Source organism: Gluconobacter cerinus, assembly GCF_002723935.1.
In the GTDB taxonomy this organism is placed as follows: Bacteria; Pseudomonadota; Alphaproteobacteria; order Acetobacterales; family Acetobacteraceae; genus Gluconobacter; species Gluconobacter cerinus.
Genome location: NZ_BEWM01000005.1, coordinates 268,572 through 287,418, shown reverse-complemented (window position 1 = coordinate 287,418; position 18,847 = coordinate 268,572). Strand labels below are relative to the sequence as shown.

At 58.9% G+C, this 18,847-nt stretch carries 21 protein-coding genes; 10 read left to right on the top strand and 11 right to left on the bottom strand.

Annotation, left to right across the window (positions count from 1 at the left end):
• The first annotated feature begins 180 nt into the window (after positions 1-180).
• The 3 genes from GCE01_RS13210 to GCE01_RS13200 are packed head-to-tail and all read left to right on the top strand — an operon-like array spanning position 181 to position 2,812.
• Entirely contained in the window at positions 181-1,605 is a 1,425-nt protein-coding gene (locus GCE01_RS13210) for a cytochrome ubiquinol oxidase subunit I (RefSeq protein ID WP_046901266.1), read from the top strand.
• 6 nt (positions 1,606-1,611) lie between these two features.
• The gene (gene cydB, locus GCE01_RS13205) at positions 1,612-2,637 is read left to right on the top strand and encodes a cytochrome d ubiquinol oxidase subunit II (RefSeq protein WP_046901265.1); all 1,026 of its coding nucleotides are present in this window, start codon (positions 1,612-1,614) and stop codon (positions 2,635-2,637) included.
• 19 nt (positions 2,638-2,656) lie between these two features.
• A complete protein-coding gene (locus GCE01_RS13200; RefSeq protein WP_086633006.1) occupies positions 2,657-2,812 on the top strand; it encodes a DUF2474 domain-containing protein in 156 nt (51 codons plus the stop codon).
• A gap of 54 nt (positions 2,813-2,866) precedes the next feature.
• On the opposite strand, the gene gloB is transcribed toward GCE01_RS13200, so the two are convergent.
• Positions 2,867-3,583, bottom strand: coding sequence for a hydroxyacylglutathione hydrolase (gene gloB, locus GCE01_RS13195; protein WP_099213231.1), 717 nt, complete (start codon positions 3,581-3,583; stop codon positions 2,867-2,869).
• Between the two features lie 40 nt (positions 3,584-3,623).
• Between gloB and GCE01_RS13190 the strand changes: the two genes are divergently transcribed.
• From GCE01_RS13190 to GCE01_RS13180, 3 genes are all read left to right on the top strand, one after another.
• Positions 3,624-4,340 carry a methyltransferase domain-containing protein gene (locus GCE01_RS13190; RefSeq protein WP_099213230.1) on the top strand — a complete coding sequence of 239 codons (717 nt, stop codon included), beginning with the start codon at positions 3,624-3,626 and terminating at the stop codon, positions 4,338-4,340.
• Between the two features lie 61 nt (positions 4,341-4,401).
• Positions 4,402-5,079, top strand: a complete 678-nt coding sequence (locus tag GCE01_RS13185) for a phosphatidylserine decarboxylase (protein WP_099213229.1) — start codon at positions 4,402-4,404, stop codon at positions 5,077-5,079.
• 14 nt (positions 5,080-5,093) lie between these two features.
• On the top strand, positions 5,094-5,975 hold the full coding sequence (locus GCE01_RS13180) for a CDP-alcohol phosphatidyltransferase family protein (protein WP_046901261.1): 882 nt from the start codon (positions 5,094-5,096) through the stop codon (positions 5,973-5,975).
• Between the two features lie 83 nt (positions 5,976-6,058).
• Here GCE01_RS13180 and GCE01_RS13175 read toward each other — a convergent pair whose 3' ends face one another.
• The 10 genes from GCE01_RS13175 to GCE01_RS13130 all read right to left on the bottom strand — a co-directional run bounded on the left by GCE01_RS13175 (position 6,059) and on the right by GCE01_RS13130 (position 15,742).
• Positions 6,059-6,994 carry an ROK family protein gene (locus GCE01_RS13175; RefSeq protein WP_099213228.1) on the bottom strand — a complete coding sequence of 312 codons (936 nt, stop codon included), beginning with the start codon at positions 6,992-6,994 and terminating at the stop codon, positions 6,059-6,061.
• 171 nt (positions 6,995-7,165) lie between these two features.
• Positions 7,166-7,633 (bottom strand): NADH-quinone oxidoreductase subunit B family protein, encoded by a 468-nt coding sequence (locus GCE01_RS13170; RefSeq protein ID WP_099213276.1) that lies wholly within the window; start codon positions 7,631-7,633, stop codon positions 7,166-7,168.
• Between the two features lie 14 nt (positions 7,634-7,647).
• Complete coding sequence (locus tag GCE01_RS13165; RefSeq protein WP_244591221.1) at positions 7,648-9,114, bottom strand: NADH-quinone oxidoreductase subunit D-related protein; 1,467 nt, start codon at positions 9,112-9,114, stop codon at positions 7,648-7,650.
• Entirely contained in the window at positions 9,084-10,175 is a 1,092-nt protein-coding gene (locus GCE01_RS13160; RefSeq protein ID WP_099213226.1) for a hypothetical protein, read from the bottom strand. The genes GCE01_RS13165 and GCE01_RS13160 overlap by 31 nt, the downstream gene beginning before the upstream one ends.
• Positions 10,175-10,696, bottom strand: coding sequence for a hypothetical protein (locus GCE01_RS13155; RefSeq protein ID WP_099213225.1), 522 nt, complete (start codon positions 10,694-10,696; stop codon positions 10,175-10,177). The genes GCE01_RS13160 and GCE01_RS13155 overlap by 1 nt, the downstream gene beginning before the upstream one ends.
• Positions 10,693-11,553, bottom strand: a complete 861-nt coding sequence (locus tag GCE01_RS13150; RefSeq protein WP_099213224.1) for a hypothetical protein — start codon at positions 11,551-11,553, stop codon at positions 10,693-10,695. The genes GCE01_RS13155 and GCE01_RS13150 overlap by 4 nt, the downstream gene beginning before the upstream one ends.
• Entirely contained in the window at positions 11,550-12,797 is a 1,248-nt protein-coding gene (locus GCE01_RS13145) for a hypothetical protein (protein ID WP_099213223.1), read from the bottom strand. Before GCE01_RS13145 ends, GCE01_RS13150 begins: the two co-directional genes overlap by 4 nt.
• 105 nt (positions 12,798-12,902) lie before the next feature.
• Positions 12,903-13,748: an aldo/keto reductase gene (locus tag GCE01_RS13140; protein ID WP_099213222.1), complete on the bottom strand. Its 846-nt coding sequence runs from the start codon at positions 13,746-13,748 to the stop codon at positions 12,903-12,905.
• 66 nt (positions 13,749-13,814) lie between these two features.
• A complete protein-coding gene (locus GCE01_RS13135; protein WP_099213221.1) occupies positions 13,815-14,258 on the bottom strand; it encodes a DNA polymerase III subunit chi in 444 nt (147 codons plus the stop codon).
• Positions 14,259-14,260: 2 nt separating this feature from the next.
• Positions 14,261-15,742, bottom strand: coding sequence for a leucyl aminopeptidase (locus GCE01_RS13130; RefSeq protein WP_099213220.1), 1,482 nt, complete (start codon positions 15,740-15,742; stop codon positions 14,261-14,263).
• Between the two features lie 105 nt (positions 15,743-15,847).
• On the opposite strand from GCE01_RS13130, the gene GCE01_RS13125 reads away from it, so the two are divergent.
• The 4 genes from GCE01_RS13125 to GCE01_RS13110 all read left to right on the top strand — a co-directional run bounded on the left by GCE01_RS13125 (position 15,848) and on the right by GCE01_RS13110 (position 18,845).
• Entirely contained in the window at positions 15,848-16,486 is a 639-nt protein-coding gene (locus tag GCE01_RS13125) for a hypothetical protein (RefSeq protein ID WP_099213219.1), read from the top strand.
• 65 nt (positions 16,487-16,551) lie between these two features.
• Complete coding sequence (locus GCE01_RS13120; RefSeq protein WP_099213218.1) at positions 16,552-17,349, top strand: 3'(2'),5'-bisphosphate nucleotidase CysQ family protein; 798 nt, start codon at positions 16,552-16,554, stop codon at positions 17,347-17,349.
• The gene (locus GCE01_RS13115) at positions 17,346-18,359 is read left to right on the top strand and encodes an L-threonylcarbamoyladenylate synthase (RefSeq protein ID WP_099213217.1); all 1,014 of its coding nucleotides are present in this window, start codon (positions 17,346-17,348) and stop codon (positions 18,357-18,359) included. The genes GCE01_RS13120 and GCE01_RS13115 overlap by 4 nt, the downstream gene beginning before the upstream one ends.
• 3 nt (positions 18,360-18,362) lie before the next feature.
• On the top strand, positions 18,363-18,845 hold the full coding sequence (locus tag GCE01_RS13110; protein ID WP_099213216.1) for a hypothetical protein: 483 nt from the start codon (positions 18,363-18,365) through the stop codon (positions 18,843-18,845).
• Positions 18,846-18,847: the final 2 nt, after the last annotated feature.

The following is an 18,847-nucleotide window of genomic DNA, read 5'->3' as shown; positions in this document are numbered from 1 at the left end:
CCATGGCGCGGAAAGAAAACTATTCCCGTGCTGCGGCTTTCAAGATTCAGATCCGGGTCATGTGTGCAGTGCGGTGCGCATGATCTCAGCTCATTCCTGACTTCTAGGGTGCGAGCGTAGCTGACGGGTCCATGCGGACCGGTTCTGCGGTCCGCCTCCCAAGCAGAAGGCACCATCGCAATGTTTGGCCTGTCGGCTTTATTTCTCGCGCGATTTCAGTTCGCGTTTACAGTCGGGTTTCACATCGTATTCCCGGCATTCTCGATCGGGCTTGCTGCCTATCTCGCCGTTCTTGAAGGCCTCTGGCTCAAGACGGGACGCAGCGCCTATCTGGATCTCTTCAAATACTGGCTGAAAATCTTCTCCGTCGTATTCGCGATGGGCGTGGTTTCCGGTCTGGTCATGTCCTACGAGTTCGGTACCAACTGGTCCCAGTTCTCGCAGAAGGCTGGCCCCATCCTCGGCCCAATGCTGGCCTACGAAGTGATGACGGCCTTTTTCCTTGAAGCCGGCTTCCTCGGCGTCATGATGTTTGGCCTAAACCGCGTGGGCAAAGGCCTGCACTTTGGCGCCACCTGCATGGTCTCGATCGGCACGCTGATCTCCATGACGTGGATTCTCGCCTCCAATTCCTGGATGCAGACGCCGCAGGGTTACATCATTGATGAAGCGACAGGTCGCTTCCTGCCAGGCAACTGGTGGCAGATCATCTTCAACCCGTCCTTCCCGTTCCGCCTCGTGCACATGGGGCTGGCAGCGTTCCTGTCCGTCGCGTTCATCGTGGCTGGCGTCGCTGGCTGGCATCTGCTGAAGGCCCGTCGTGAAGGCCGTCAGGCGTCCGAACAGGTCCGCCTGATGTTCTCCATGGCCATGTGGATGGCCGCGATTGTTGCTCCGGTCCAGTTCCTGGCGGGTGACACGCAGGGTCTGAACACGCTGGAATACCAGCCAGCCAAGATCGCCGCGATGGAAGGCGACTGGGACTCTGAAGGCCGCGCGCCGGAAATCCTGTTCGGTATTCCGGACATGGAAAACGAGACGACGCACTACAAGGTCCAGATTCCGCTCCTCGGCTCCCTGATCCTGACGCACAGCCTCGATGGCAAGGTGCCGGGCCTCAAGGACTACCCGAAGGATCTGCGACCGTATTCGCCGCTGCTGTTCTTCTCCTTCCGCATCATGATCGCGCTTGGCTCGCTCATGGTTCTGGTTGGTCTGTGGTCTCTCTTCCTGCGCTGGAAGGGCAGCCTTTACAGCAACGCGATGCTCCATCGTGTCGCTCTGTGGATGTCCCCGGCAGGCTTCATAGCCCTGCTGTGTGGCTGGATCACGACTGAGGTCGGCCGTCAGCCATACACGGTTTATGGCCTCCTAAAGACCTCCGACAGTGTCTCCCAGATCGCTCTGCCGAGCATGGCGACGTCGATGGTTGCCTTCGTGATTGTGTACTTTGTGGTCTTCGCAGGTGGCATCACCATTCTCCTGCGCAGCTTCGCAGAAGAGCCTCACTCTGGTGAGGAAGGTCCGTCCGAGCACGAGCCGCAGATGTCCGCTGGTACCACGCAGGTCTCACATCACCCCCACAATGCTGGTCTGGCGGAGTAAGCGATCATGACCGAATCCGCCGCTTTCTGGCTTCCCGTGGTCTGGGCCGTTCTCGCGGCCTCTGCCATCTTCCTCTACGTCATTCTTGACGGCTTTGACCTTGGCATCGGCGTCCTGTTCCTCAAGGAACGGGATCACGATCACCGCAACGTCATGGTCAACACGGTCGCTCCTGTCTGGGACGGCAACGAAACCTGGATGATCTTCGGCGGCGCTGCACTCTACGGCGTCTTCCCGGTCGCTTACGGCACGATCCTTCCCGCGCTGTACCTGCCGATCCTGTTCATGCTGCTGGCTCTCATCCTGCGCGGCGTCTCCTTCGAATTCCGCTTCAAGATGAAGTCTCCCGGTTCACAGCTGTTCTGGGATGCATCCTTCTGCGGTGGCTCCATCGTTGCAGCATTCATGCAGGGTGTGATCCTCGGGACGCTGGTGCAGGGCATTCCCGTCCAGAACAACGTGTTCGTCGGAACCTCGCTGGACTGGCTGACGCCGTTTGCACTGTTCTGTGGTGCCGCCGTCACAATCGGCTACGCGCTTCTGGGCTCCACATGGCTCATCTGGCGCTGTGAAGGCGAACTGCAGGATACGATGCGTCGTGTTTCCTACGGCCTTGCCGGCCTGATGCTGCTGACGATCGTCGCTGTATCCGTTTGGACGCCACAGCTTCACACGACCTACATGCAGCATTGGCTGGAATGGCCACAGCTTGCTCTGGTCCTGCCGGTTCCCGTCGCTGTCGTAGCTGTCGCTGGCGCGCTGTTCCTGGGCCTGCGCAACCGCAAGTCCCACCTGCTGCCGTTCATCTCGACACTGGGTCTGTTCTTCCTGTGCTTCTCCGGTCTCGGGATCAACGTGTGGCCGTATATCGTGCCGCCGACCATCACGATCTGGCAGGCCTCTTCGCCACCCAGCAGTCAGGCGTTCGTCCTGTTCGGTGCGATGTTCCTGCTGCCAGTCATCCTCGGCTACACGATTTATTCCTACTACGTGTTCCGTGGAAAAGTGACGAACGAGCATCACTACCACTGACCTTCAGGGAGTTCGCGCCATGAGAATCGAGTACGGAAAGCCCAACCAGAAAACCGGCACCGTCGCCTGGATGAAACGGGTGGGATGGTTCGTACTCTTCTGGCTCAGTGGTGTCCTCGTCGTTGGCGTGGGCGCTGAACTCCTCAAGAGGATCATCTTCGGCGGCCATCACTAACCGAGGCCTCCCAAAGAAAAACCCCGCCCCTGAAAGGCGGGGTTTTTCATGCCCTCAGAAGGTATCTTTCTGCCGACGCAAGTCCGCAAAATGCGACACATCGGACGCTCGCAGAAATGGATTCGTGGCCCGCTCCGTTCCCAGAGAGACTGGCAATGTCGGTCTCCCCGCTTCCAGAAGCGTTTCCACTTCCGCTGCCCGTGCTTTCAGAGCCTGATTGTCTGGATCGACATGCAATGCGAAGGCAATGTTCGAACGGGTATACTCATGTCCGGCACAAACCAGCGTGTTATCGGGCAGTGCATCATAACGATGGAGACTCCGATACAGTTCTTCTGCTGTCCCCTCCAGCAGGCGCCCACATCCGACACTGAACAGCACATCACCACAGAACAACGCAGGCACTTCAGGCACGACATAGGAAAGATGCCCGACAGCGTGTCCCGGCGTTAGAAGAACGTCCACTTTCGTGGATCCGATATAAAAACTGTCACCATCTCCAAGGCCACGATCCAGCTTGGGAAGCCATTCCTGCTTCTGGGATGGTCCAAACACTTTCGCGCCATATCGTTCGCGAAGGGCTTCCACCCCTCCCGTGTGATCCACGTGGTGATGCGTCAGAAGAATCAGATCGAGACGCCCTTCTCCCAACACGTCCATGACTGGGCCAGCTTCGCCTGGGTCCACGACAGCCCGCGTCCCGTCTTCTGCTTTCAAAAGCCAGACATAATTGTCTGACAAAACCGGAATGGACTGAATATCAAGTGACATGACAGTTCCCCTGACCTGAGCTTGCTGGTTAGATACTTCCATGCTGACGCGCCTGACACGCACCCGTTCCGAAGATGCTGCCGCTTTCTATCAAAGCCGGGCAGGCCAACGCACAGCCAGTCTCCTCAACCGGAGATTGAACAGCCTCCTGCCAGACCTTCGGGCGCGTCGGCTGCTCGGGATAGGGTACCCCGGCCCCTATCTTCCTGCCACAGCCGGATGCGCAGTTTCTGCGCGTTTGCAGCATCCCCAGACCCAGCGCCCATTTCACCACATCGTTCAGGACTGCCTGATTGAGAGCGGGCGCCTGCCTTTCGATGACCTGTCGATGGATACCGTGCTGGTCGTTCATGGACTGGAGTTTACCCGTTCAGCAGCAGAGTTTCTCCGCGCCGCCTGGAAAGTCATGACGGATGACGGCTACCTGATTCTCGTCGTACCAAACCGCTCCGGCTACTGGGCTCATACGGATGCAACACCTTTTGGTCACGGCGTCCCCTTCAGCACCAGACAGTTGACGCGGCTGCTGGAACAGGGACTGTTCCAAATCGAACATCATACTGGCGCCCTCATGACGCCCCCTGCTCTGCTGTCGCGTCTTTCAGGCACACTTCCAGAACGCGTTGGAAAAATGATCCGCTACCCCTGCGCGGGCGTCCATATCGTGGTGGCTCGCAAGAACGTCTATGCAGGCCTTCCCTTGATGGACGAAAAAGCGCGCGTGACCGTCCCCAGACAGGTTGCAGAACCTGCCTGAAAAACGCCTTCTTTGTGGCGAATTCTTGACCCTAGCTTCCTGTGCCGTAAGAGTGCGTTCCATGTCGTTGATCCAGTCCCTCAAACTTGTCCTGTCGCCGCCGCATCGCGCTGCGACTCCCTTCCTCGCTGCAGGTGCCTTCGTTGGCATCATCGGCCGCCTGACGCCCTGGCGGTTCACGCGTCTCATCGGAAAGGCTGGCATCGCATTTTCTGCCTTCTGCCTGTACTTCTTCCGGGATCCGAAGCGCACACCCCCACCGGGATCAGATCTCGTACTGGCGTCTGCAGATGGCCGCGTAACGTCAGTCTCTCTCGTTGCTCCACCGGTAGCGCTTGAAATGGGCACAACTCCGGTCTGGCGCGTCTCGACGTTCCTGTCCGTGCTGGATGTGCACATCAACCGGATGCCTGCAGCCGGTCAGGTCACGAAGATTGCCTATCATGCAGGCAAGTTCCTGAACGCCAGCCTCGACAAGGCCTCAGAGCATAACGAGCGCAACGAAATCCGCCTGACCCTTCCCGACGGCCGCAATATCGGCGTCGTACAGATCGCAGGCCTGATTGCGCGCCGTATCCTCTGCTTCGTTGAAGAAGGCGAGCACCTGGAAGCTGGTGAACGCTTCGGTCTGATCCGTTTTGGCTCCCGCACAGACGTGTATCTGCCGCCGGGTGTTGAGCCGATCGTTGTTGAAGGCCAGACCATGATCGGGGGCGAAACCGTCCTGGCGAAGCTCTGAGCCAGAACGCGCCAATGACCATTCCCGAGACGGCTGAACCCAACCGTCCTGCCAGACGCCGCCGCATTCGTCGCCGACTGCGCCGCATGGGACGCACCCCCCGCACACGCGTGCGAGGACCGTCCTTTAACCGGCTGATTCCCAACATCCTGACCATGCTCGGCCTGTGTGCCGGGTTGAGCGGGATGCGCTTTGCGCTGGAACACCAGTTTGCACACGCAGCAGTCGCTCTCCTGATCGCAGCCTGCATTGATGGACTGGACGGCCGGATCGCCCGCCTTCTGCGCGGCACAACGCGTTTTGGCGCCGAATTCGACAGTCTGTCAGATTTCGTATGCTTCGGTGTCGCACCGTCATTCGTGCTGCTGATCTGGTGCCTTGAAGATGCCGGGCGCTATGCCTTTGTCCCCTGCATCATGTTCACGGTCTGCATGGCCCTTCGTCTGGCACGCTTTAACGCAAGCCTGGATGACGATGACAAGCCGGATTACTCCGCCAACTTCTTTACCGGCGTTCCAGCCCCTGCTGGCGCAGGTATTGTTCTGTTCCCCGTATTTCTGGGGCTCGAGGCGGACAGGATGCATGCCGAAGGCCTTGCGGCTTTCGCCCGTGCACCCATCGTCTCGGCAGTCTGCCTGATCCTGACAGGTCTGCTTCTGGTCTCGACGCTGCCGGTCTGGTCTTTCAAGAATTTCAAGGTTCCGGCCCGCTATGTTCTGCCGCTCATGCTGGGAACGGGCCTCTATGCGGCCGTTCTCGTTGCAGACCCGTGGGGCGCACTAGCCGCAGCCGGACTGTTCTATGTCGCAATACTGCCCTTTTCCCGCCGGTCTTATCACCGGCTGAAACGGGCCGCTGAAGACATGTCCGAGACGGTTGAAGAAGAAGCAATCTGAACAAAAAAAGCCGCCGGAATAACCGGCGGCTTTTTTATGTCTCCACATGGCTGGAAGCAGTCTTCCAGCCATTCGGAAAATACTTATTCTGTGACATCCCAAAGCCATGCTGCACCGCGGACGCCAGAGCTGTCACCATGCAGGTTCTTGACGATTGGCGTTGTGCAGACCGGCGTAATGACGTGCTTGCTCAGGAGCGGCGGAACACGCTCATACAGAGACGCAAGATTGGAAATTCCGCCTCCGAGAACGATCACGTCCGGATCAAGGAAGTTGATCGCGAGGGAACAGGCGCGCGCAAAGCGCTCCATGTAGAGGTTCAGGGCGCGGATGGCAGCCTGATCGCCGTTTGCAGCAGCATCTTCGATGCCAGCCGTATTGCGGTTACCAGGACCCTTCCAGTCAGCAGCCAAAGCGGGACCGGAGAGATAGCGCTCCATGCAGCCCCTGTTTCCACAGAAGCAAGGACGCGGCTCACCATCTTCAGGGAGCGGCCAGGGAAGCGGCAGATGCCCCCATTCACCAGCAATATGATGGCGGCCCTCAAGCACACGCCCGTTATTGACAATGCCAGCGCCCATGCCCGTTCCGACAATAATACCGAAAACAGTCTGTGCACCTTTGGCTGCACCATCGGCCGCCTCAGACAACGCAAAGCAGTTTGCATCGTTCTCTGTGCGAACAGGGCGGGACAGAGCCGATTCCAGATCCATGCCGAAAGGCTGATCGTTCAGCCAGGTCGCGTTGGCGTTCTTGATCAGCCCCGTCTCCGGAGAAATCGATCCTGGAATGCCAATACCCAGCGTGGACGTGCTCTGACCGGCAGACACACGGTGGCTGGGAACAGCCCCCAGACGATGATCCACACTCGTCACGAGATCACGGATCGCAAGAACCGCTTCCGGATAAACACCTGGATTAGGAATTCGCTCACGCAGGACAAGGTCGCCCTGACGATTAAGAACTGCGATCTCGATCTTGGTTCCACCGAGATCAATACCAAGGCGATAGTCAGCCATCTCATGCCCTGTGTTGTTTGGCGGCCGTCTGAAAAGAGAGCCTGAAAACAGATTAACGCACTGTATGCGCTCGTCTGATTGAACGTGAAAGCCTCTGTCGGCAAGTCATCCGATCACAAAAAATCAATGTTTCTGTTTTTGCAGGATCGAGTGCTGGTCAAACTCCGCCATTCATCTCTCAGCGAGACGCTGAAGACCCACAAGAATGTCCTGGGGAGACGGAGGACATCCTGGAATAGCCCGGCGGACCGGCGTGAGTGCCTTCAAGCCTCCCAAAGTGGCATAATTCGGCCCGAACATCCCGCCATCAACAGCGCAAGCCCCTACAGCCACCAGACTTTTTCCAGCCGGCATCGCGTTCCAGACCCGCTCAAGCATCTGAACACAAGCCCTGCCCATCGGCCCCGTAACCAACAGCCAGTCTGCATCTGCCGGATCGGTAACGCGTGCAAAGCCATATTGCTCAAGAGCGAAAGCACTGCCGCATAAACTCTCCACTTCCATGGCGCAGCCTTCACATCCCCCGGTCTCCAATACGTACAAATTGATCGTATCGGGACGGACAGACATGCCTTTGTCAGCAGATACTCTCCACCGCGAGACATTCAGGAAAGCATGCAGCACACTGAGTGGGCCCATAGTCTGAAACGCTGTCACATCGCCACTCCAGACGGGGCCAGAGCCAGAGACTTCAGCCCGGCACTCAAACGCTCAGGAGCCTCTCCCTGCAAAACGCGATGCAGAACGGGTAGTAAAGAGACAGCCGGGTCTCGGGCATGGACAGACTCAATCTTCCCATTCTTCAGGCGGACCCAATACCAGACGTCACCTCTCGCCCCTTCAGCCGCGCCAATGCCTTCCTGCGTGGCTTCAGGTGCAGGCTCATCATCATCCATGCCGATACTCCCCAAAATCCGCTTGATTAAAGCCAGAGAATCCCGGATTTCCGTTAAACGCAACGCATCGCGGGCGGCCGCATCGCCATCGCTTGAGCCCGTTGCCCGCAAAGCATCCAGCCGCATACCGACTTCCCTGCGACGCACATCCAGGCTTCGACCCGAAGCCCGACCGACCAGACCACCCACGGCAAATTCACGTGCCTGCGCAGGCGCCAAAACCGCCAGTCCCTTCAAACGGGGTGCAAATACGGATTGCAGTTCGCGCAGTTGCGCCATGCGAGAGTACATGACCTCCAGAACAGCATGAGCCAGCGGAACGATTTCCAAACCAGACCGCACACCCTCGCACGTAATGACGTCCGTTAGTCGGCGCGGTACGCCCTGCTCTGCACAAGCGGCCGCAATAGCCTCCCGCGCATGCTCGCAGTGTGTTGCCAGCAGCCCCGCATCCACGGCACGTGCTGTTCTCGCCATATCGAAGAGGTGGACGGAAATTCGCTCGATTTCGAGAAGGATCATCCAGGCATCCCGCGTCCCTGGACCCGGCTGCAACCCGCGCGCTTGGGCAACAGCCCGGCAAAACGCCATTGGGTGGGCGACAAAACCCCCAGCCGTCATGCGGGCCACCAGCGGGAGAGCCTCTTCAGGCGACAATCCAACCATGCGTTGCAACACACCGCGATGAGCCAGCCCAGCATCGACGGACAGCCCTTGCACTGCGCCGCGCAGCACATCGAAAGAGAGTTCGAGCGGACCGCTCAATCCTGTTGTTTCCGCGCGCAGGCGGCTACGGCCCGCAGGCAAGGGCATAGCCTGCCCTCCAGGCCCCGGCCGTGAGGACAGCGGCCATGTCGTTTCCCAGAAACCATCATCAAGGGCAGGACGACCATCTCCGCAGGCACTCATGGCCTCAACACCCCACAGGTCATAGGCTACGCGTTCCCCCCACTCCGCCGCAGGGAAACGTGAAGATGGCGCCAGATAACGACGATCTTCCACCGGCGTACTGGCCATCAAAGGGCAATCGCCATCCAGAAACAGCACGTAAACACGCTGCTCATCCGCCCAGCAGGACAACAGTGACAAAGCTCTGCCGGGTGCAGTCAGCATCGCTTCCCATTGCTCGGGATCAAGATGGTAATGCGCCAGTGCAATCCGCTCACCACTCCGTATGATGCGTTCCATGCTCATCATGGCCGCCACCCAGGTGCTGGATGCCATGCCAGAAGCAGCGGCCCGCAAAGACCGACAAGCAGAAGAACGGCCTCAGCAGCCGGAACAATGCCACCCTTGAGACTAAGACCGGACGGCATCAGCCCCGCCAGACGAACCTGCCTCACCCCGGGCAGAAGACAAACGATCATCAGCACAAGGAGCAGTGGCTCGAGAGAGCGACCAATCGCCAACAAAGCGCAAAAGACCGGCCAGGGCGCTATACCAGCGGCAACCATCTCGTATCGACGCCCATCATTCTGACGCTCCAGAACAGCCAACCCAACAGACGCCACTAAAAGAAGGACAATTGCACTTCCTTCACCAACCGCCGCGGCAATCGCACCCAGCGAGGACAGAATGGGCAAGAAGACACCGCGACCTCGGGACTGGCCTGCCATACGCATGATCAGTGTCCCGAACCCAGCTACCAGCACCAGAATATGAACGAGCGGGTGTCCGTCCAGTCGCAACATCAGCAGAATGGCTGCAAACCTCAGGCCCGTATCAAGCAGCACTGCATCAGGTTCCGGGACGGGAGACGGCCCCAGACCAGCCATCATACACAACCCGACGGTCAGCAGAACCGGCCCCAGAGGAGACTGGTCCATCGACAGCAGGGATGCCCCAAGCACTCCCAGAATAACTCCACCGAGACGTGACCTTGCCATATCCCAGACAATGGCAGCCTTCTGCGCGCCCCGGCCCTCGCGCCACGCCCAGAGAACCGTTCCTGCGCCACACAGCACCGTAACGGCGAAAGCTGAATGAACATTCAGGGCCATCAAAGCGCATCCGGTCACCAGAAAAGGCAGAATGCGTCCAACCCGGTCTCCCGCAGGCGGCAAAAGAAGCGGCATGACTGCAACCACGCAGGAGCACGCGGCGGCGAGCGCATCCGCACCCGGCATCAGCCAAACCGCAACGGGGGTCATGAGAGCACCAGCAATCGCAAACGTGCGACTGCTGACAGCCTGTCGACCGGGAGGCGTCATGAGTAGCAGAAAAGCGGCCAGAAGCGGCCAGACTGTCACGGCAAACAGCGTTCCAACGGGAGCAAGTGGATGCATCAAGTTTCCTCCACCCGCCGCCAGGCAAGGCGTGGCAACAGCGTCATACCCAGTGCACCCAGAACACCCCATAGCGCTACAGCCGCAGCAAAGAACGGCCACGACTGAAGAACACACGCCATGACAATCAGTCCGTCAGCAGCCATCAGCAGCCCTGTAAACTGCACAAGTGCCGGACCGAAAGCAGCGCCACACAGGCCCACCAGAACCGCTCCCGCTCCCAACACAGGCGCCAATCCAAGACTCGCACCTGAGAGGCCAAGTGCCAGCAGCAGCAGCAACGCTCCGACCACAGGCAGCACGGCACCGCGATCTGGCACATGACCAGCGAACCGCCTGAGCCATATCCAGGCACCAATATTCAGACCGATTAATGCGATCGAGGTGAGCAGCGCCAAAAGCCCTCCACAGACTGTCGCCCCCGCAAAAGCACATACCAGACCGTAGAGCGGCAAGCCTCGTCCATCTCGCCCCAGCCCGGCAAGCGCCAGCAGCAGGAGCACACCAAATCCGACAATCATGTCGCAAACCTCCCGGCGAGCGCGAGCAGAAGCGCCACGCCGGCAAATAGCGCCGTCAGTCGTTCACTGCGTTCCTGTGCGGTGAGCCTCAGTCCAATAAGCACGACCACCACAAGAGCAAGTCGCCCCAACAGACCACCCAATCCTACAAACCAGCCCGTCACATCGCTTCCACCCAGACCAACCGTAATGGGCATAGCGAGATCAGCCAGCAGCAGAAGCCAAGCCGTATTCAGAACTTCCGCAACATTCCGCGACATCTCACGAACCTGACGGCTTTTTTCGCCATCCAGACGTTGGATCATATCGTCTTCACGCAGGGGCGGGCAGGAAATCGCCAACGCCAATGCGCATGCGCCCAGCGCACCTTCCAGCCCTGGTGCTGGCTCAATGTGCAACATGGCACATAAGCCCCCCAGACCATCCGCGCCAGGCGCCGCGAGCGCAATCAAGGCTTCAGTCAGGCAGAGCACCAGAACAGCAGGGAGAACCCGCCGCCATTCTTCCCTTTGCTGCGGAACACCTAACATGAGGCGACCGGCCAGCAGCAAAAGGCCGATCAACAGAGGATTGGCGAGAGAAACAAATGCCCCGCCCGTCGTCACCGCAGGCAGAACAACAAAGATCAACAACGCGATAGCCAGAACGAGCGCCAGCCTCGGTGCAACAGGCAGTTTTAAGACAATGCCCCAGAAACGGATTGCCCTGCGCATCTGACGCTGAAGCCCGCAAATGGCTTCGCCATTTATCCAGCGAGGCAACTCTGCTAGCGCCCACGCCATGACAGGCGCCAGAACCAGAAGAATAAAAAGCTGAAACAACGTCTGAGCGACAGCCCACAAACCGGTCATCATCATGCCGTCAGACCCAGAACCACCAGAACAAGCGCAAGCAGCACAAGCCAGAGCCCGACCGCCATCTGCCGCATATCTGGCATTTGACCGCTCTTAAGCGCCGTCAGTGCCTGAAGACGGATCCGACCGCCGACAATCAAACGACGCATGATCCAGGGCAGAGCCGGAGGTTCTTCGAAGAGTCCGGTCTCTGAACGTCCGGTCGGCGTCCCCGGAAGCAATAAGTTCGCGATAGCCTTTTCAAGACCGCGCTCCGTGCGCCACGATTTTACAAAGAACAGCCACATCACACTGAGAATTAACATCAAAGCTGGCACCTTGAGGTGTGCGCCGTCTCCGCCACCTAAAGACCAGAACGGCCAGACCCACTCTCCCTCGACGTGATGAAGCACAGGACTGAATACACCAAACACTGCCACCGGCAGCAGCAGCGCGCCCAGAATAACCCCGCAGACCGCACCAGCTGGACCGATAGGCAAAACACCCGTGTCGGGCCGACGCCCCACAGTCAAAACGTCAAACAATGAGATCAGGCCGATCAGAAGCGCCACAAGCACTCCAATCACGCTCCAGCCCTGCACACCGGCAGCCAGCCCCAGCGCAGCGTGAATTCCCAGCCACAACACGAGAAACCCCGGCAGGGGCGGAAACGGCAGACGCAACGTCACGAGGACCGGCATCAGTCTCAGCACCGGAACGGACAGCGTTATCAGGGTCAGATCCAGCAACAGGCTTTCAAGCGCAATCCGCGCGCCTGTTCCCATGCCCTCATCCTGCGCAGCAATCAGAAGCGTTGCCAGAATGGCAGGCCGGACCAGTCCCAGATCGCCCGGGGAAATTCCCCAGAACACGCTGCGCCCCAAAACGAGCAAAGCAAGTGCAGCCAGTCCCGCTGCACAGCCAATCGGGACGACGGCCCCCGCATGCCAGACAAGCGCAACGGCAAGAACAGACGACAACGCCGGAAAAAGCGCACCCTCACGTGTGAAGAGCGCAGGCCAGAACAACACCGGAAAGAGCGAAAGAAGCGCCAACGTACTGTCTGGCATCAATGCCGAGCATAAGAGAGCCGGCAGCGCCCACCATACCGGGCACGCTTTGCGCTCCTGCGTCATCAGCACGCCAATCGCGACAGCAACAGCCGGAGCAGACGCCAACAATACAGCCGCAAGAGCTGCCGGAAGGGCAAAGCGCCCCCGGCCAACACGGCTTTCCCGGTCTGTCTTAAGAGCAGCAGGAAACGTCAATGCCGCAAGGCAAAGAGAGACCGGATCAGTATGAAACAGGGCAGAAAAAGTGAGCAGGGTACGGTCCGGTCCAGAGTGGGAACGGGCCGTATCAGATCATGCCCGTCAGATCATGGCGAGAGATACCTTGCGTTGCGGCGGAGGGAAAGCATGATCCAGAACTTTCAGGTCCTCTTCAGTGAGGCTGATTTCCAAACTGGCAACATTGGAGATGAGATGCTTTGGAGAGCCAGCCTTGGGAATAGCCATGACATTTTCCCGACGCATCACCCAGGCGAGTGCAATCTGAGCAGGATCAGCCGGGCCAGCAGACGTCTCATGTCTCCCTGCGATCTCGGCAAGAGCGGGGTGCTGGAGAAGTTCGCCGCCCTGCCCCAGGGGAGAATAAGCCATCGTCACAGTGCCGGTCGAAAGATCGTGATCCAGCAGATCAAACTCCGTTCCGCGATGCTCCAGACTGTAAAGAACCTGATTGACCTGACAGGACCCTGAAAGCGCCTCGATTTCTTCCATGTCCTCAACATCGAAGTTCGAAACACCCCATCCCCGGATCAGCCCGTCTGTCTGAAGGTCTTCAAACGCCCGAATGGTCTCTTCCAGCGGCGTACCACCACGCCAGTGCAGCAGATACATGTCCAGCCAGTCCGTATCCAGGCGGTCCAGCGTGCGCCGGCAGGCCCGGCGTACGCCGTCATAAGACGCGTTGGACGGGAGAACCTTGCTGACGAGATAAACATCATCCCGCACATCCGCGATGGCTTCCCCAACCAGCTTTTCAGACCGGCCGTTTCCATACATTTCCGCTGTGTCGATAACCCGCAGACCGGCTTCCAGCCCCGTGCGCAAACTCTCGATTTCCAGAGCGCGACGATCTGCACTGTCTCCGACATTCCATGTCCCCATTCCCAATGCAGGAACGGTGGTGCCGTTGCGGAGCGTAACGGTTTTCATAAGGCGTCTCCCGGGAAGAACTCTGTCACACAACGACATACCCCCCGAAGATGTTCCGCCTGAACCTCAGCCGGACTTCTTCCAGCCCCGCTCCTGCTGCTGCCAGTACACAAGAGTATGGCCCGCCGCTTTCAAGGCTACCCATCTTTGACGGGCCCTCTGGACGCTCGCGGGGTCACGCCCATCGAACAGGTCAAAAATTCTTGTGAACGGAGAAAAGTCGTCTTCTCCAGCGCCATCAATCCGGAACAGGAACTTTGCACCATTCGGCACATCAGTCCCTTCTGTCAGCCAGATCGGCTGCCAGGACGCATGACCCATCTTTGCAGTGCCATGCGGAAGCCACACAGGATCGCGGGAGGCCCAGAGTGCGGCATCCAGAGCCGTAACGGACGCTGCATCAGGGCAACGGACCAAAGCCCGCTCCCCCACATCCAGCGTCTTACCCAAAAGCGCAGGCAACGCCTCTTCCAGAGGCGTCCGCGTCAGATGATAAAATCCGACATCCACTCTCAGGCACGGGCCTCATGAGACTGTACGAACTGGTTCAGAAGACGAACCCCAAACCCAGTTGCACCCTTCGGAGCCGTCGGGGACGCCGTCGTCTTCCATGTCGTGCCCGCAATATCCAGATGCGCCCAGCCAGTCTCACCAACGAAGCGCTTCAGGAACTCAGCTGCCAGAATGGCACTCCCCGGACGCCCACCAATGTTCTTCATATCAGCAATGTCAGAGTCGATCTGGCGGTTGTAGGCCTCGCCCATCGGCATCCGCCACAGACCTTCGCCAACCTGCTTTCCAGCTTCGAACAGACCGGAAGCCAGCGTGTCGTCATTGCTGAACAAACCTGCGTTTTCCGTTCCAAGACTCACCACGATCGCACCAGTCAATGTGGCCAGATCGACCATCAGCTTCGGCTTGAAACGATCCTTTGTGTAGGCAAGAACATCCGCCAGAACCAGACGGCCTTCGGCATCCGTGTTCAGCACTTCAATGGTCTGGCCGCTATAACTCGTCACAATATCGCCCGGACGCTGGGCCCGGTCAGACACCATGTTTTCCACCAGTCCAACAACACCGATCGCATTCACGGGAGCCTTGCGGCGCGCCAGTGCGCTCATAAGGCCGATAACCGTGGCGGCACCGCCCATGTCGGTCTTCATCTCGTCCATGCCGGCAGCAGGCTTGATCGAAATTCCACCGCTATCAAACGTTACGCCCTTACCGATGAAGGCTAAAGGGGCCTCATCACCACCGCCATTATGACGGACGATCACCGTGCGGGGCTTGTTCGCACTTCCCTGTGCCACACCCAGAAGGGCACCAAAGCCCAATTCCTGCATGGCGGCTTCATCGAGAACCTCCACTTCAAGACCCGTCTCACGGAGCGCTTCGATCCGCGCTGTGAACGTTTCCGGAGACAGAATGTTGGCGGGTTCGCTGATAAGGTCACGGGTCAGAAACACACCGCGAGATACGGCATCCAGAGCCGTCCAGCGCGCTTCAGCGGCGGCAACATCCGAAGCCACGACCGTCAAAGCCTTCAGAACCGGCCTCTCGGAAGACTTCTTCGTGCGATACAGAGCAAAGTCGTAACGAGCCAGACGTGCACCCAACGCAGCTTCCGGTGCAAATTCTGCAATATCTGCCGTCAGGGCGAGAGCAGCATCAGCCACGCCATCGAGCGCTTTAGCCGCAGAGCCACCAGCATTTTCAACAGCAACCGATCCGACAGCCGAGCCATCCTTAGCCGCACATCCCACCAGAACAACCTGAGACAGACCAGCAGATGGCGCCGTCAGCACAACTATCTGCCCAACTTCGCCCTTAAAACCCTTGAAAGACGCAGCACGGCTCAATGCACCAGCCGTCGCGTCATCGAGTGCCTTGAAGGTGCTGTCTTCAAAGGTCGCCTTCCCATGCCCAATCAAGGCAACGGCCTGTGGCTGAGCGTCGTTCAGCGCTGGAAGCGAACCAAAAGAAATATCGAGCATATCGCACCTTTTGCATGGCAGAACCATTTCAGTGCTCCCGTTATCGGGAACAGCGTGCTTCCACACAAGAGGGGAGCAGTTCGATGAGCACAACGGAGACGTCACATGTCACTGCGTTCCGGCTTCATTTCCGCTGCAATCATCGCCTCATTGGCGTGCTCTGTTCCGCATGCAACAGCGCACGAGGCCTCCGGGCAACTCAGCCGGCTCTCACTCCTGCCCCTGCATGACGGACTGAACACTTTCGAAAGCCCACTCGGACCGTTCTCCATTTTCCAGGCATGGCGGGACAACGGAAATGCGTGGGGCTATCACATGTATGTTCTGACGACCGTCATCGACAAAAGAACCAGCGTTATTGGTATCGAAGGATCCACAGAGACACCCGATCACTCATTCGAAGACCATCTGAGAGATTCACCTCATACGGGTGAGGACGCGTTGACCACCGTTCAATTTGCTCATGGCGAACTGGATGGAAAACCCGCGACTCTCTTGTTCGAGGCTATTCGAAACCCAAAAGACGGCCCTGTAACCTCTCGTGGCCCAACCATCATTTACATTTACAGCCTTGTCGCATCAGATGGCGTTCCCGGATGGACACCGCTCTATTTTCATTTTGTCAAAAAGATCGCAGTCCCGGGCACATTCTGTAGCTCCGATATCGCATTGAAAGTCGCCACAGGCCTGCCCCTGTCCGCCGATGCGGGGCCGCCCTCCTCTCCAGATGGATGCTTCCCGTAATCACGACGTGACATCTCTCGCATCAGCACATGACGAAACGCCTTTCATGAAGTAGCCTTGCAGGCATGACCTCAGCCCCCCTCCATACGGTCTCCCCAGACGATGACCGCGCCCTGCTGTCCCTCGCATTCCGTCTGGCCTCGGAAGCAGCGGACATCATTAACGAAATCCGTGCCCGAGGCTTCCTCACGGAAGTCAAGAAAGACGCCTCTCCGGTTACGGAGGCAGATCGCGCCTCTGAAGACCACATCCTGCGTGGCCTGCGCACGGCGTGCCCGTCGCTTGCTGCAATCGGGGAAGAGGAAATGTCGGCGGGGATTGAGGTTACGGCCGGGGACGCCTACTGGCTGGTGGACCCGCTGGACGGAACCCGCGGCTTCTCGTCCGGCGGCAAGGACTTCACCGTCAATATAGGCCTGATTCGTGGAGACAGGCCCGCTTTGGGCGTCGTCGCACTTCCAGGATACGGACTGATCTACAGCGGGGGCATAGGGCTCGGCGCCCATCGTTTCGATGGTACGACCAGTACCCCTATCCACACGGCCAAACCTTCTGCTGAAGGGCTACGCGTTCTGGCGTCCAGCCACCATGGGAATACCGAGCTTCTCGATCGGTGGCTCGCCGGACGGAAAGTCGCGTCCATCGACAAGCTGGCCTCCTCCGTAAAATTCATGCGCGTTGCAGAAGGCGCTGCGGATTTTTATCCCCGTTTTGGCCCGACAATGGAGTGGGACACCGCCGCCCCGCAGGCCATTCTCGAAGCCGCAGGGGGAAGCCTGCTGGATGAAAACGGCCAACCCTTGCGTTACGGCAAGCCCGACCGCCTGAACTCTTCATTTTACTGCACCGGAGGCGCTTCGTGAGCGAGACCCTTAACACGGAACGCCTGACTGCTGACACAAACGGAATCCGCCGCGCTGCAGAGCTTCTGAAGGCCGGTAAGCTCGTCGCCTTCGGAACCGAGACCGTTTATGGCCTGGGGGCGCTCGCATCGTCCGATACCGCAGTCGCGCGTATTTTTGCAGCCAAGGGACGTCCCCGCTTCAATCCCCTCATCAGCCATCTGGCAGATGCAGAAAGCGCCTTTGCACAGGCAGATCTGCATGGGCGGATCAAAGACATGGCGTATGCGCTGGCCGACAAGTTCTGGCCGGGGCCCCTGACGATGGTCCTCCCCCGCGGATCACACTCCACTGTTTCGGACCTGGCCGCCGCTGGCCTGAACACGCTGGCCCTTCGCGTCCCCCGAGGCAAAACGGCTCTTGCCCTCCTCCGCGAGGTTGGCGCCCCCATCGCAGCGCCATCTGCGAATATTTCCGGGACGGTCAGCCCGTCAGACGCCTCGCATGTTCTGCGGTCTCTGGATGGACGGATCGATGCCGTTCTGGATTCTGGTCCGTGCTCCGTCGGAGTAGAAAGTACCGTTCTGGATCTCACACGCGATACACCTGTCCTGCTCAGACCGGGTGGCGTGACGCTGGAAGAACTGACGGCTCTCTGTGGCCCAATCCAGCATCCGGACGATTTTGCCGAAGCGCTTCCCTCTTCCCCTGGCAGGCTGGCGTCTCATTATGCGCCCTCCCTGCCAGTCCGCCTTGACGCCTATGACGTCCGCCCCAACGAAGCACTGCTGGCCTTTGGCCCGGCGCTTTCCAATGCTGGCTTGACCTGGAATCTGAGTGAAACTGGGAATCTGGAAGAAGCGGCGGCGCGCCTGTTTGCAGGGTTGCGCTTCCTGGACGCAGAAGGCACCAAACGCGGACTGACATGTATCGCGGCACAGCCCATTCCCCGTCAGGGTCTTGGGCTTGCAATTCGGGATCGGCTACGGCGTGCGGCTGAACCACGCCCACTTTCTCAAGCTCTTGGCTGACATATGGCTGAGAACCGCTTCGACCCCAAAGATATCAAAATTCTTTCCGATATTCTCGCGCTGGTTCTCGCAGAGCCGTCTGGTTCTGCCCAAAATGCGCTCGAAGCACTCCGTCTCCGTGCCAAACGCAATAATCTGTCAGGCGGCGCACTCAAAAACCTGTTCGCAAGCCTTGCTGCTGACACCGGACGCCAAAACGCAGCCGATCGAGAAAAACAGTTCCGCCAAAGAATTTCCGATCTTGAGCGCGAACTACGACAAGCCCAGAGTCACCTCCGGTCCGCTCAGGGCGCCCTCAGTCATACGCAGATGGAGAGCCGAGCTCTCATGACCGAGATCGCGACACAGCGTGCCCAGCGCCCATGGCGTTACATTACAATTGCCTTTGGGATCAGCGCGGGGCTATTGCTTGGGATCGCGACAAGCCAGTTCTACCATAGCCTGACAGACCGGCCTCCGATTGACCGATCAGTCTACTTCCGCTGATA

Excerpts from the sequence above, each read along its gene's own strand:
- GCE01_RS13210 (WP_046901266.1), top strand. The coding sequence starts at position 181 with ATGTTTGGCCTGTCGGCTTTATTTCTCGCGCGATTTCAGTTCGCGTTT.
- cydB (WP_046901265.1), top strand. The coding sequence starts at position 1,612 with ATGACCGAATCCGCCGCTTTCTGGCTTCCCGTGGTCTGGGCCGTTCTC.
- GCE01_RS13200 (WP_086633006.1), top strand. The coding sequence starts at position 2,657 with ATGAGAATCGAGTACGGAAAGCCCAACCAGAAAACCGGCACCGTCGCC.
- gloB (WP_099213231.1), bottom strand. The coding sequence starts at position 3,583 with ATGTCACTTGATATTCAGTCCATTCCGGTTTTGTCAGACAATTATGTC.
- GCE01_RS13190 (WP_099213230.1), top strand. The coding sequence starts at position 3,624 with ATGCTGACGCGCCTGACACGCACCCGTTCCGAAGATGCTGCCGCTTTC.
- GCE01_RS13185 (WP_099213229.1), top strand. The coding sequence starts at position 4,402 with ATGTCGTTGATCCAGTCCCTCAAACTTGTCCTGTCGCCGCCGCATCGC.
- GCE01_RS13180 (WP_046901261.1), top strand. The coding sequence starts at position 5,094 with ATGACCATTCCCGAGACGGCTGAACCCAACCGTCCTGCCAGACGCCGC.
- GCE01_RS13175 (WP_099213228.1), bottom strand. The coding sequence starts at position 6,994 with ATGGCTGACTATCGCCTTGGTATTGATCTCGGTGGAACCAAGATCGAG.
- GCE01_RS13170 (WP_099213276.1), bottom strand. The coding sequence starts at position 7,633 with ATGGGCCCACTCAGTGTGCTGCATGCTTTCCTGAATGTCTCGCGGTGG.
- GCE01_RS13165 (WP_244591221.1), bottom strand. The coding sequence starts at position 9,114 with ATGGCATCCAGCACCTGGGTGGCGGCCATGATGAGCATGGAACGCATC.
- GCE01_RS13160 (WP_099213226.1), bottom strand. The coding sequence starts at position 10,175 with ATGCATCCACTTGCTCCCGTTGGAACGCTGTTTGCCGTGACAGTCTGG.
- GCE01_RS13155 (WP_099213225.1), bottom strand. The coding sequence starts at position 10,696 with ATGATTGTCGGATTTGGTGTGCTCCTGCTGCTGGCGCTTGCCGGGCTG.
- GCE01_RS13150 (WP_099213224.1), bottom strand. The coding sequence starts at position 11,553 with ATGATGATGACCGGTTTGTGGGCTGTCGCTCAGACGTTGTTTCAGCTT.
- GCE01_RS13140 (WP_099213222.1), bottom strand. The coding sequence starts at position 13,748 with ATGAAAACCGTTACGCTCCGCAACGGCACCACCGTTCCTGCATTGGGA.
- GCE01_RS13130 (WP_099213220.1), bottom strand. The coding sequence starts at position 15,742 with ATGCTCGATATTTCTTTTGGTTCGCTTCCAGCGCTGAACGACGCTCAG.
- GCE01_RS13125 (WP_099213219.1), top strand. The coding sequence starts at position 15,848 with ATGTCACTGCGTTCCGGCTTCATTTCCGCTGCAATCATCGCCTCATTG.
- GCE01_RS13120 (WP_099213218.1), top strand. The coding sequence starts at position 16,552 with ATGACCTCAGCCCCCCTCCATACGGTCTCCCCAGACGATGACCGCGCC.
- GCE01_RS13110 (WP_099213216.1), top strand. The coding sequence starts at position 18,363 with ATGGCTGAGAACCGCTTCGACCCCAAAGATATCAAAATTCTTTCCGAT.